This window comes from Massilibacteroides sp., from assembly GCF_028705895.1.
Lineage (GTDB): Bacteria > Bacteroidota > Bacteroidia > Bacteroidales > Tannerellaceae > Massilibacteroides.
The window spans coordinates 79,645-92,581 of record NZ_JAQWCQ010000001.1 but is presented as its reverse complement, the minus strand read 5'-3'; the positions used below and the strand labels follow the sequence as shown (position 1 = coordinate 92,581).

The window sequence follows — 12,937 nt, the reverse complement described above, 5'->3', positions numbered from 1 at the left end:
TTTCTGTTTTAAAATGTCAGTATTGCATTTAAACGCCAGGAGCGTCCCGGCATAGGATAATATTTTATCACATCATAGGTTCGATCTTCAAGATTCAGGATTTCACCTTGCAAACGTAAAGATGTACGACCCAACCTGAATGTACGGTTTAGGGATATATTTTGTTCTACATAACCGTCAATTCTATTATCCGGAATATTCTGAGATAAAGAATAACGTTTGTCAACTGCCATCAGACTATAAGTCAGATTCACAAACGGATTTTCGAACGTAACAGACCCTGTTCCGGTATGTCTTGGGGTATATTGAATTTGATGTCGGTAATACTTGCTTTCTTTATCAGTCACATCTATTGCATGCTGATAGCTGTAATTCGTTGTCAGCAACACTGCCATATGGGAGTTCAACGGCATTTCCGTCTGCAGATTTATATCCACTCCTTTACTTTCAACTTCTCCAAGATTAATCATCTTCCAGACATACATCGTCGGAGAAGCAACAATCTTATCCTCAGATTTATTATAATAAATGTCTGCAGAGGCACTCATATACCGAAAAAGGGAAGACTCCCCACTCCATGTTATCCCCAGATTGTATTGTAAAGCTCTTTCGGGTCTTAATTTTGTATTACCTACACGGAGATAATACAAATCAGTAAACGTTGGAACCCGGAATATATCTTTAAAAGATGCCCGGATACGAAAATTTGTCTCTTCAAATGGACGCCAGGACAAGCTGGCCGCCGGCGAAAGGCGTTTACGATCAGCCGGTTTATCTCCGGATTTTACTTCATCTGTAATAAACGTACCAAGCAAACTCCCCGTAAGAGTCAATCGCGTTGTCTGATATTGCGCAGCCAATACAGAGAGAGAAGTAAGCCTCTGGGGTAAAGCCGCATTTGTAAAATTGTTTTCCAAATCATTATACGATAAATCTGAGGTTAACGAAACCGAAAAAGATTCTATGGGGTTATACAATGCACCTACGGAAAGATAATACTCTTGCTGTGTGTTCCGGTCAATTTGCAGGCCATCGGGATATTTGTTATCAATATTTCTGTACTTATTGTAGCCATAGCTATATTTTGTCGAAGATTGAATAGTAAATTGATCGCTTAGGGATTTACAAAAATTCACTTGTCCAAAGAAATTATTATCCCATAATCGTTCTTTCGCATAATCGTTGTAATAGATAATTGATCCGGGCAATCCCCTCTCTGAATCAAAATAATACAATTTCGCGGTTAACTCACCTCCTTTAATAGAACCATAAAGATTGCCTTCTAATCGTAAAGATTGAACATCGCTATTCGTACGTTTTTCCTCTGTTACCAGCTTACCATTCTTTAGTGTAAACGGATATTCTCCTTTTGCACTAATCCAATCGGCTCTGGCAGAAAGCGAGAAACGATCATTTAACTTGTAGTCATATTGCAAAGAGGGTGTAAACAAACCGAATGCTCCCCCTCCTATTTTAGCACGAAAATTATAGTCCTTATTTTTAAACGAAGGTCTGTTCGTACGAATAGAGAGAGCCCCTACTGAGGCATACATACGCGCAGTCTGGAAAATATCATCACTTTGTCCGATCGTTAAGGATACCTGCTCAACATTATCTAAAGAGAACCGACTAAGATCGATTTGTCCGCTTTGAGCATCAGTAATCGTTATTCCATCATAACTTACGGCCGTGTGTTGTGCACCAAAACCTCTGATTGAGACAGTCTTCAAGCCGCCTATTCCCCCATAATCTTTCACTGTAACACCGGAAAAACGTTTAACAGCTTCTGTCAAATCCTGCATACCGAGTCGTTCAATGGATGTAGAAGTCATTATTTGGACAGGATTGCTTGTTCGGGTAGTTGAAACACGTGCTTTTTCGACCACTTCAACTCCGGAAAGTTTGTATAACTTGGTGGTATCTACCTGCTGTGCATAAGCAGAAAGAGCAAACAAGAGCCATCCAATCAGGCATAGAAGTCTTTTATAGTAAAAAGCACGCATAGAATTTTGATTTATCGTTCCCTTTACCCGAGGTCACGCATAAAACAAATATGGGCAGGTTTTCTGGCTGGTTCCATTTGTCGGCGCCTTCCCATCCGAAGACAGTGGCTATGAAGAATGCCGACATTATTATTAGAACTTACAGCTACGGGCACAGCTCCGGACTTACACCGGATTCCCTTTTACTAAGATTTCCTGAATAAGAAATCATTACACCCAATTTTCAGGAACAAAGATAAACAAAAAAACAAGGAAGTAAGAAGTAACGCATATGTAGAATAGGTAAAAATGAATAGAGGCTACCTTTTGGGTAGCCTCTATCTTTTCTGTCTTCCTTCTTCACAGATATACCGACAGTTAGAACTTTATTTTAACACTTAATATTAATGTATCACCTTTCTCCTTCACAGGGTACTTTAATAGCTCTCCCGAAAGAGAGCCATTGATGATAATTTAGAATTATTTGATTATAAACTCTGTTCTATTATTTTACAATTGCTTTAACAGCTTTTTCACCTTGAACAGCAACCACTACGATACCCTTAGGAGCAGCGATAGTAGCGTTGTCAGAAGTAATAACTGTGTTAACAATAGTTTGTCCTAAGATATTGCTGATAGCAACAGTTTTACCTGCAGCATTGTAGATAGTAACTTCACCATTTCCAGCAACTACATTAACGTCAGTTACGTTAATATCTTCATTGCTTACAGCCTGAGCATCACTTGCTACAACATTGAATTTTTCAGCGTCAGTAATAGCGTCGGTATAGTTACCACGGCTGATTACAGGAACACCATTCTGCACTTTAACCCAACCACCAGTCATCGGGGCAAGCATTTCTTGCTGACCACGTTTTGTTGTTTCAGATTCGATTAGGAAGTTTTGAACCTGATCTTTGTATTCAACACCTTTTTCAGTATCAATCAGACGGAACTGCCATACAACATCTTTATGGAAGTTATTATCTAAACGGATAGCATGTACTCTTTTATCAGTTTTTAATTTTGCAAAGTCAATAGGATCTGCATATTCAGTAGCACCATTCAATACGTAAAGCGTGTCATACAAACGAACTGCATCAACAAATGCTAAACGTTCCCATTTAGTATCCCAGATATAATCGTTGATACCATCTTTATTGTTATCTTTTGAATGATCAATATTCGAGGTTCCCCATCCTCCTTGCCATTTGCTTGTCCAGTTTGTCAAAGAATTACGAGTTGCACCGTAAACTGAGTCAGTTGCATTGATTAGGTAACGACCACGATAGTAACTTGGAGTTGTAACTGAGGGCTCACAAGGAATTTCAGTTGTAAATCCTTCTACTTCATAGACACCAACACCAATCAGATATTGAGGTTTTGGGGTATCAAATTCAGCACCCTCAGTTGCAGGTCTGTTAACGAATGCAGTATCTACAAATAACGTAGTACGCTCTTTGATTAAATCTTCGCTAAGCTCGTCTTTGATTGAAAAGTCAGCTTCGTGTCTATAACCAAGGAAGTTAATACCTTTCCCTTCAGAATACTTAGGATGGTGCTCATCTTCATACAAGAATTCGCTTTCGTTGTTCACGCGGAAGAATCTCAAGTTTACAGGTAGATCTACATCATCATAGAAATTAGTAGCACCATTTTCAATTCCATCAACCGTTCTGTTGAACCTTCTGTATAAAGGCTCTTCGTTAGGTTCTACAGCAAATGCAGAAGTTCTAACTTCATAATGGTTCTGAACTTTCAACCACAAATTGTGATCAGTCACACCTCCCTTAACAGTTACTCTATCAAGGTTACCGTTTTGAACAAAATTATTCTTTGTAAACGAAGCAGTATCAACCAATGCATAGTAGTTAATACCATCTTTAGTATTATTTGCTTTCAGATAGAATACAGCACTATCACCTGCGGAAATCGCGTTGTTGTTATCAGGAGTTACAGCGTAACGACCTTCTTTATCAACAACTACAACTTTATTTGTGTTATAGATCTTGTTTCCTTCTTTAATTTTCAACACATAAGCAGTTCTTACCAACTTCGCAGCATAAGCTTTGTTATTGATTTTTTCAATGCTTCCAGTATAACCATAATCAACTGGTTTTACACTCCAACCATTAGCAGCTGTATAGCTATGGTGGTAAGGGACTAATTCAAAACCGTCAGCATTATCTTTTTGAACATATAATAAAGAATCGCTTTGGCTGTTCTTTACAGACAAGTATGTGTTTTGATCCAATTCGTGTAGATAATTGAATGTATAAGTTCTCAACTTAGCAATATCTTCAGGAACATATTTGTATCCCAAATATGGATCCAATCTCTTCGCTTCAGGAACTTCTGTAAATCCAACCGCATTAGCAGCTAATTCAGCATCAAAAAGAGTCGTTGATTTATCTTTCCACAATTGAATTGTTTCAACTTCAGCATTGTTAGCATATTCACGGTTTGTGATTTTAATCAAAGAAATATTATCTGTATCGTTAGATCTTACTTTTTCAACTACCCATTGGAAAGAAGGCAATTCCATAGGATCTACATAAGACTCTAAAGTAACCCATTGAGCAACTCTTTTACCAGTCATAAGTGTATCTGTATAGATAGGAACTTGCAAATATTTACCTTCCTTATTTTGAATTGTATACAAACCTTGCAATGAAGTTTTATTTACAGCAGCTTTACAATCTCCCAGGCCTAAAGAAATACGAGTTTGAGAAGGAAGCTCACCGATAGTTACAACTTTATTGTTATTCAAATCCTGAAGAACCACATAAGTAAAGTCAATCAATCGAGTGTCAGAATAAACATCGTCTGAAGATTGTAATTTTCCTTCACTATCGCCATGAGCACCCACACCAAGTAAAGCATCGATTTCCCAGAACAACTTAACAGGAGTAAGCGCACTTTCCAAAGTCTTACTTGACTGAAGAACATCTTTAACATTAATAATCAAGCTATCATGAGATGGGAAATAAACAAAACGGAAAGCATACTGATTTGTCAAGTTTACAGGATGCAACTGACCAGCAGGGAGTGTTCCATCTTCAATTCTATCAGTAAATTTGAATGTCAAGAAGTAGTTACCAGTATTATTAACCACAGAGGTATCTACGCGAAGATATTTACCATCTGTATTTTGCAAATTCAAATACCAATCAGCACCACCAGTATTAGTTGCAACATTTGTAGCCTTCAATACATTTTCTGTAAACGGGTTAGAACCCACGTTTCTATCAGGATCAAAAGTCAACTTCTGACCTGTAGCTGTTGGCTCAATGCCCAACTTCGTATTGAATTGATCTGCAGTAAGAACGATAGGAGTAGCCTCATTCAATGTAAAGAAAAGCATCGTAGCATTTCCACCTCCTATTGTGCTAATAGCTGGATTGAATGAATTTGCCTTAGCTTCGATTTCAGTCACGTCAGCGATAGCTGTTCCAACCGTACCAACACCACCAGCGCCCTCCACCAAAACAATTGCCTGGCTACCATTAATATAAGAATAAAGAGGTTGTACTTTTTCTAATGCAACATTTTCGCCATAAACATTAGAAAATTTCCAGTCACTTAATGTTCCATCTAAAGTCAAAGAAGAAACTGCTTTTTCTTCCGCGCGCAAATTATCTCCATAAGCCTTATTCAAAAAGCTGAAAGATGGATTTTTCCCTTGTGCTTCAGTCGTTATCTCCACACACCATAATGACTCCATCAAGAACTTCGAGCTTGTAAGAGGATTTTCAATAGAAACAGCTCCCGTGTTTCCTGTATTATCCACATACAAAACACCCTGAGGAACACCCGCCGTATCCACATTGGTAATGTGATACAAACCTCTATTTGCACCAACCACCATATTTGCCGCATCTCCCCCAACCATCGCTCCTGACGCAATAGTAGTATGGGGTACAGCAGAAAAAGCAGGCACAGCGGTTCCTAAAAGGAATGCTGCAGCAGCTAATAAAGTAAAAAACTTTTTCTTCATAATTGATAAATTAATATTAATAATAGAAATACAAATTCTTATAATTCAAGCAAAAAACAACAGTTAAGAGCAAATCGTTCTTATGAAGAACTTACAAAACAAATGTCTTTTCACGTAGCAAAATTAATGATAACTTTTATATGAGCAACCATTTAATGATAATTTTCCGCATCATCTCCCCATTTTTTATCTGTTTTTAAGGGATTCCTGTACGAAACCTATGGTTTTGAGGACAAACCCCTCCCTCCCCCCCCGATGAGGGAGACTTGTTCCACCATAAAAACGTACAACAGGTAATTTAAAGGAAGTGAGATCAGTCGGCTGTTTCTACGTTATTTTTTAGTGGATTGGAATACATTTCTAATATTTTTTTTCTAAGAAATGGTACATCTTTATCCGGTATTACAATTTTATCTAATTGCTTCTGCAAATAATCTTCAAACTCCGCTTTATCCTTAAGACTATAATTAGTCTCGAAATCTCGTGTTTCGTACAGCAGATCATAGGCCACATAGTTGCCGGGATAGAAACGATAGTGCTTATAGATCTCTTTGTCTATAATTGTAGCCACAGAGGAATATAATTCCGCCTTATCCATGTCCGGGTCCAGATTCTGTAGTTTTTCATTGATTGGAGAACACATTGTAAAATGTACTCGTCCTTTATCATATAATATACCGGTCTCCATACTCAACAGGTCATCGCGTTGTGATTTTACGAAATCAGGGTTATCACGTTTTTGTTGGAATTCCTGCGCTTTCAGAAAATCACAAGGATCGTATTCATATGAGATAGATACGGGCACAATATTAAGAGACATCAGATTTGTTAATATGCCGGCATCTCCTCCCATGTTCAGCATTTTAAGAATACTGGCCTGCGTTTTGTCATCCGAATCTTTAGCTCGTCCTTCTCGCTGAGCAATCCATACAGATTCTTTCGTTTCTTTGATCGTATGATGGATATAGGCAGAAAGGGTTCCACTCACCTCAAGCATCTGACGGACAGAAACTCCACGCTTTACGATAAAGCTATTATTTAAGCGAACTAAGGTTTTAATCCAGGGACGGATTAACAGATTATCCCCGATAGCTATCTGAGTCATGCCATAACCAACGTCATAAAGCATCACATTCAGGAACGCGGCATCAAGCACAATATCCCGATGATTGGAAATAAACGTACAAGGAGAATTATCTTCCGGCAAACGGGTCTTTCCGGAGACTGTTAACGAAAAGGTTGTTTTCCGGGCAACTGTAGAAACCGCATCATAAGACAACAACGCCTTAAACTCTTCCTTCGTCTTGCAAGCCCTCATAACTTTAGAGAAAGCCTCCCAGTCCAAGTCTGGTTTCAAATAGCGAAAAGCTCTTTCAAAATCTTCGTTAGTAATTAACTCCTCTATCGCGCCTTTTACTTCGTCGTTATTCACGGGACGAATCTCGTCGAAATTTAAGGGTACCGATTCTTTATCCATAATCTATATTTATTTTTTACTTTCTTTTTAGCAATACATCTTCAATTATCTCCGTCATGACGTTTTTTATATCCAATCCGGCAGCACGGATTTGTTGTGGAATAAAACTGGTAGCAGTCATGCCCGGAGTGGTATTTACCTCCAGCATAACCGGCTCTCCATTCTGAGGAATAATATAGTCAATCCGAATAATCCCCGATGCGCCTAACAAATCATAAATTCGCGATGTCTCGTTTTGTATCTTTTTTGTCATCTCAACAGATATACGAGCAGGCGTTATTTCTTCTACCTGTCCATTGTATTTTGCATCAAAATCAAAAAAATCGTTTCCGGTCACCACCTCTGTTAAAGGCAACAAAACTGAGCTCTCTTTTGTTTTGTAACAACCACTTGTCACTTCTTTTCCGGCAACAAACTGCTCCATGATCACCTCATCGCCTTCCGCAAAAGCCTTCGCTATCGCATCCTGCAATCCGGCAGCCGCTTTCACTTTTGTTGTACCAAAACTACTTCCGCCAACATTGGGTTTCACAAACAAAGGCAAGCCTAAACGAGCTACCACTTCATCTGTATCGGCAGTCTGCCCTCTGAACAGACGAATTGAATCTGCCACCTTCACCCCAAAGCCTCTCAGATAGCCATTACATACATATTTATTAAATGTAATAGCACTCACCAAAGCATTACAAGAAGAATAGGGCATTCCGATCATATCAAAATAACCTTGCAAACGGCCATCCTCTCCAGGAGTGCCGTGAATCGTTATATATGCAAAATCGAACTTTTTAATGAATCCGTTTTCCTGAAAACTGAAGTCATTTTTGTCGATCGCTGTGTTTGTTCCATCCGGCAGTTGTACAACCCATTCACTCTTTTTCAGGATTGCAATATACAGATTATATCTTTCTTTATCAATGAAAGTTGAGAGTCCTGCCGCACTCTTTAATGAAATAACAATTTCGGAGGAGTCTCCTCCCGCAACAATGGCAACATTCTTCTTCATTTTATAAATCTTTAGTATTTGCATACATACGCCAACGTTGTATCAGCCCTTCCATATCGACTGGGATTTCCGAGTCGAAAGACATGTTTTCTCCTGTCGAGGGATGCCTGAAGCCTAACGTTTTGGCATGCAAAGCCTGTCTCGGACATTGCATGAAGCAGTTCTGCACAAATTGTTTATATTTTGCAAATGTAGTTCCCTTCAATATATCGTGGCCGCCATAACGTTCATCATTAAATAAGGTATGCCCGATATATTTCATGTGTACACGTATCTGATGAGTACGTCCTGTCTCCAGACGACATTCCACAAGCGTTACATAACCTAAACGTTCCAGCACCCGGTAATGTGTTACTGCTGATTTACCCTGATCGCCTTCGGGGAAAACCATCATCTGCATCCTGTCACGAGGATTGCGGGCAATATTTCCTTCGATTATGCCCTCTTCTTCACGGATAATACCCCAGACCAAAGCATGATATGTCCGTTCTGTTGTCTTATTAAAGAACTGCAGACTCAGATCAGCCTTTGCCTCCGGTTTCTTGGCGACAACTAACAGACCGGATGTATCTTTATCAATCCGATGCACTAATCCAAGTCTCGGATCAGAGGGGTCATAAGCCGGGTCATCTTTTAAATACCAGGCCAATGCATTCACCAACGTACCGGTATAGTTTCCATGTCCGGGATGCACAACCAATCCTGCGGGTTTGTTTACAACTAATAAATCCGCATCTTCATACATTATATTAAGAGGAATATCTTCGGGAATAATTTCAAGTTCACGTCGGGGACGTGCCATAACAAGCGACACTACATCTAAGGGTTTAACCCGATAATTGCTTTTTACAGGCGCCCCGTTCACCAGAATACAACCTGCTTCGGCAGCTAACTGAATCCGGTTTCGTGTTGCCCCCATCATCCGATCCACTAAGAACTTATCAACGCGCAACAAAGATTGTCCTTTGTCTGCGGTAAAGCGAAAATGTTCATACATAGATTCTTCCGGTTCTGAGGCAGGGTCAAACACACCGTCATCTTCCAGATCGTCTATATCTTCTATGAAATCATCCATATCAAAACCACTTCTCGTCTTCACTATCCAAAGACTTCACAGGCTGGTCCAACCCCAAAGAATCTTCAGGGAGTACTTCGTCTTCACCATTGCTAACCTTCAGAATCAAAGGAGAAGTCAAAGGCACCTTTTCTCCGCTACGTAATACGCGACCACGTAATTCCACCGCCATGGCTAAATCTTTAAAATCACCAGGCACGTACTCGATCTCCACAGTTTCAAACCCGCGTGCTCTAAGCAAAGCGTAAGCCTGACGAAAGGACATATCTTCCACATCAGGTATTGTTTCCATCTGCGCCCCTAAGGCATTAAGCGTAATAAATACAATACGCCCTTCCTTTACTTTCGAACCTGCATTCGGCTTCAATTCCACAATTGTTCCCGGAGCTACGTCCTTAGAGAAAACAGAATCTATAATATCATATCGTAAGCCATTATTTTCAAAGAAAGATGCTGCGTCTTCTATTGTAAGGCCTTTCACATCCGGCACTACCACCACTTCATTATGATGAGTATAACGGTCTAACCACTTCAACGTTCCGAAAATGAGTAGACCAAAAACTGCAAACATCAAAAGAAAATTAACCACAAAAGGGTTCTTTATCAGCTTAACAAGAAAATCCTTCATTCCTATTCTTTTATAATAAGCATGACAAAAGTAGAAAAAAAACATTACATAGGAGCAATACCTCCGGCAAACACATCTTTTAATTCGGAATTAGGTACCAAACAGAGGTGTTTTCAGAAAGTGAAAAGTCTTTTACAGAAAGAGGCGGACAAGTAGAATATCCGGTTGGTATATCTAAAGAAAAAAGGCTTGAATTCCACCCCAAAAGGCGTTTTGTAAATCACTGATAATCAGAAACATATTTTACCCGAAAATATAAAGGTCCAATTATATCCTTTTCAGTCCGAAACTCCGGTTGTTATACACTTGGATTATGTCGTTTTTTAATGGGATTACCTCGATAGGTTAAAACAAATCGTGGACAGCAAATATAAAAAAGCGAAGTAAAAAACAAAATAATAGCAAAACTTGTCATTTTCAGACAAATTGTCGTCGGCTTCAATAGCGTTGTTTTAACACGCTTTATTAAATAAAATGACAATATATGTACCCGAAAAACAAACACCGAAAAACCGCACTTAAAACGCACGATACGGCATGCCTGTTTTTTTGAATTATCAAAATTGAACAAAAAAAGGCAATGGATAAAATCTCCCTATTCTTTTTGGAAAAAGATTCTATTCTTTTTTTGAATATAAAGGATATTTTTCAAAAAATAACCTTTATATTTTCGGTAAAAAACGGGCTGTTTTAGTCTAAATACAATATTTATTGGTCTAAAACGATGCTATAAATCAAAAAAACAAGGATGGGCATTTTTTACGCGTAAGCAAAAGAACGAAAAAAGTATCTATTTGTCAAAACAAAACACAAAAATAAAAACTATTCGATTGATTTTAATGTATTGTAAATCAGCAATATGAGCGGGATTGATTTTATTGGAAGCCTCTGCTCAGCGTAGTTTCTAAACCAATGTCATCAACTTAAGCTATACAGTTTGGTTTTAAGGCTGAAAACCTGCTATATTATAACCCAACGCAACGCGTTGGGAAGGATGTAGAACGAGTCTCGCGCCCTGAAGGGGCAACATAGCAGATGTTAGGACAGGTTTATACTGTCCTTTCAGGCCGCAAAGGAAGGGTGTCCTATTACCCAACACGTTGTGTTGGGCTGATATATACTCGGCTTTCAGCCGGAATTATTCGATGAATAGTAAGACTAAAGTGGAGCAAGAAGTTTGAGTTGATGACATTGGTCTTTAAAATGCCAGTTTGCAGTATAGACGTATCACGATGGATGATTACCATAACAACCGGATATTTTGCCTGATCCAAAATAACCTTTATATTTTTCTTTGTGTACTATCCATTTTTTTGTGTGTTGTTATCGGCTGAAAAGGGCAATCGTAAAGCCCTCTCTGATTTGAGAAAATTACGCTCGCGTTTCTGCGCGTTTTTTTAGAGCCTGTGAATGAGCATAGCGGGCTATGTGATTGAATGCAGATAAGCAAAAAAGGCATCCCTTTTGAGGATACCTTTCTTTATTCATTAATCAAACGATCTTCGGATTATCCGTTGTATTCGTCAGATACAGTAAGTTTAGCTCTTCCTTTTGCACGACGAGCGGCCAATACTCTGCGTCCGTTAGCCGTAGCCATTCTTGAACGAAAGCCATGTTTGTTCTTTCTTTTCCTGTTGGAAGGTTGGAATGTTCTTTTCATCTTATTCTCTATTTATTATTATCTTTTTTCTTCTTACACAAGCGATTCGGGCTGCAAAGTTAAGGTCTTTTTTGGGATAAACAAATGCAGATACTATTTTTTAGTCATTTTTTCTCGCTGGCAAAAGTTGCTTTTGTTACATTTCTATTATCCAAAGACGTTATGTGCCCCTTTATTAAGATTACTGAAATCAACCTGTCCTCCATGTTCAATCTGCACATTACGTAGTTCTTCTGCTTTTTGCATGTCCGCCTCAGCAGCATTCTCGTCTCCGGTTAGTTGTTTTATCTTTCCTCGTCTCGTATAAGCATCTGATAGCGAAGGGGACAATTCTATCAACTCATCTACAGCGATTAAAGCATCTTCATATCGTTCTGTCAAAATCAACAGATCGATCAACTTCAAAGCACCCTCTTCATTAAACGGATTCAGTTCAAGTACTTTATTATAATCTTCTTCAGCAGCTGGAAGATTATTCAAAAACATATGAATTTTTGCTCTTAACAAGTAAGCATTCTCTTCTTCACCCTCTTTGGAGATAACGTGTTCGATATCATCAAGAGCTGTATTTCCATTTTCCTTCGCCAACCAAATTTCAGCACGGAGCAAATAAGCATCTGAAAAGTCTTCGTTTACAGCGATTCCTTTTGTTATATCATCCAGAGCGCCATCCATATCAGCTAAGTTCTTCTTTGCTTTCGCCATTAAATAATAAGCAAGATGATTAGAAGGTTCCAGGGTTATTATATGAAGACATTCTTCTATCGCCTCTTTTTCTCTATTCAACATAAACAACACGCTGACGCGCGTAAAAAGTGTTGTCAGTAATTCCGGATCCAACTTTATCATCTGGTCTAATACGTCAAGCGCTTTCTCCGGTTCGTGTATCATAGTATAGGCTCCAACTAAATAACTCATTGTTTCCAAATCATCATTTATTGCCAATGCCTCCGTAAAACATTTTATTGCATAAGGCAGTTTCCCAATTTTCTGAGCCCGTACTCCGTCATATTTTAATATATCAAACTTTTTGCGGTCGCTTTTACTCATTCCGTCGGTAGTTTCCTCTACGGACGAGGAAAATAAGGAAGTAAAGAAATTTGCCATTTTGTATT

9 protein-coding genes and 1 riboswitch are annotated in these 12,937 nt (G+C 38.8%); all 9 genes read right to left on the bottom strand.

The genetic code is table 11. From position 1 onward, the window contains the following. Positions 1 to 8: 8 nt before the first annotated feature. The 9 genes from PHT93_RS00355 to PHT93_RS00315 all read right to left on the bottom strand — a co-directional run bounded on the left by PHT93_RS00355 (position 9) and on the right by PHT93_RS00315 (position 12,929). Entirely contained in the window at positions 9 to 2,003 is a 1,995-nt protein-coding gene (locus PHT93_RS00355; RefSeq protein ID WP_300238148.1) for a TonB-dependent receptor, read from the bottom strand. A 35-nt stretch (positions 2,004 to 2,038) separates the two neighbouring features. Beyond that, positions 2,039 to 2,238: riboswitch (cobalamin riboswitch) on the bottom strand. A 249-nt stretch (positions 2,239 to 2,487) separates the two neighbouring features. Continuing rightward, complete coding sequence (locus tag PHT93_RS00350; RefSeq protein WP_300238147.1) at positions 2,488 to 5,979, bottom strand: DUF6383 domain-containing protein; 3,492 nt, start codon at positions 5,977 to 5,979, stop codon at positions 2,488 to 2,490. Positions 5,980 to 6,292: 313 nt separating this feature from the next. Beyond that, the gene (locus PHT93_RS00345; RefSeq protein ID WP_300238146.1) at positions 6,293 to 7,456 is read right to left on the bottom strand and encodes a 1-acyl-sn-glycerol-3-phosphate acyltransferase; all 1,164 of its coding nucleotides are present in this window, start codon (positions 7,454 to 7,456) and stop codon (positions 6,293 to 6,295) included. Positions 7,457 to 7,472: 16 nt separating this feature from the next. After that, complete coding sequence (locus PHT93_RS00340) at positions 7,473 to 8,459, bottom strand: D-alanine--D-alanine ligase (protein ID WP_300238145.1); 987 nt, start codon at positions 8,457 to 8,459, stop codon at positions 7,473 to 7,475. Position 8,460: 1 nt separating this feature from the next. Beyond that, positions 8,461 to 9,534 (bottom strand): RluA family pseudouridine synthase, encoded by a 1,074-nt coding sequence (locus PHT93_RS00335; protein ID WP_300238242.1) that lies wholly within the window; start codon positions 9,532 to 9,534, stop codon positions 8,461 to 8,463. A 1-nt stretch (position 9,535) separates the two neighbouring features. Further along, the gene (locus tag PHT93_RS00330) at positions 9,536 to 10,162 is read right to left on the bottom strand and encodes a PASTA domain-containing protein (protein ID WP_300238144.1); all 627 of its coding nucleotides are present in this window, start codon (positions 10,160 to 10,162) and stop codon (positions 9,536 to 9,538) included. 1,088 nt (positions 10,163 to 11,250) lie between these two features. Then, the gene (locus tag PHT93_RS00325; protein WP_300238143.1) at positions 11,251 to 11,409 is read right to left on the bottom strand and encodes a hypothetical protein; all 159 of its coding nucleotides are present in this window, start codon (positions 11,407 to 11,409) and stop codon (positions 11,251 to 11,253) included. Positions 11,410 to 11,669: 260 nt separating this feature from the next. Then, complete coding sequence (rpmH, locus tag PHT93_RS00320; protein WP_022456740.1) at positions 11,670 to 11,822, bottom strand: 50S ribosomal protein L34; 153 nt, start codon at positions 11,820 to 11,822, stop codon at positions 11,670 to 11,672. A gap of 147 nt (positions 11,823 to 11,969) precedes the next feature. Next, entirely contained in the window at positions 11,970 to 12,929 is a 960-nt protein-coding gene (locus tag PHT93_RS00315) for a tetratricopeptide repeat protein (RefSeq protein ID WP_300238142.1), read from the bottom strand. Between the last annotated feature and the right edge of the window lie 8 nt (positions 12,930 to 12,937).

Excerpts from the sequence above, each read along its gene's own strand:
- PHT93_RS00355 (WP_300238148.1), bottom strand. The coding sequence starts at position 2,003 with ATGCGTGCTTTTTACTATAAAAGACTTCTATGCCTGATTGGATGGCTC.
- PHT93_RS00350 (WP_300238147.1), bottom strand. The coding sequence starts at position 5,979 with ATGAAGAAAAAGTTTTTTACTTTATTAGCTGCTGCAGCATTCCTTTTA.
- PHT93_RS00345 (WP_300238146.1), bottom strand. The coding sequence starts at position 7,456 with ATGGATAAAGAATCGGTACCCTTAAATTTCGACGAGATTCGTCCCGTG.
- PHT93_RS00340 (WP_300238145.1), bottom strand. The coding sequence starts at position 8,459 with ATGAAGAAGAATGTTGCCATTGTTGCGGGAGGAGACTCCTCCGAAATT.
- PHT93_RS00335 (WP_300238242.1), bottom strand. The coding sequence starts at position 9,534 with ATGGATGATTTCATAGAAGATATAGACGATCTGGAAGATGACGGTGTG.
- PHT93_RS00330 (WP_300238144.1), bottom strand. The coding sequence starts at position 10,162 with ATGAAGGATTTTCTTGTTAAGCTGATAAAGAACCCTTTTGTGGTTAAT.
- PHT93_RS00325 (WP_300238143.1), bottom strand. The coding sequence starts at position 11,409 with ATGGTAATCATCCATCGTGATACGTCTATACTGCAAACTGGCATTTTA.
- rpmH (WP_022456740.1), bottom strand. The coding sequence starts at position 11,822 with ATGAAAAGAACATTCCAACCTTCCAACAGGAAAAGAAAGAACAAACAT.
- PHT93_RS00315 (WP_300238142.1), bottom strand. The coding sequence starts at position 12,929 with ATGGCAAATTTCTTTACTTCCTTATTTTCCTCGTCCGTAGAGGAAACT.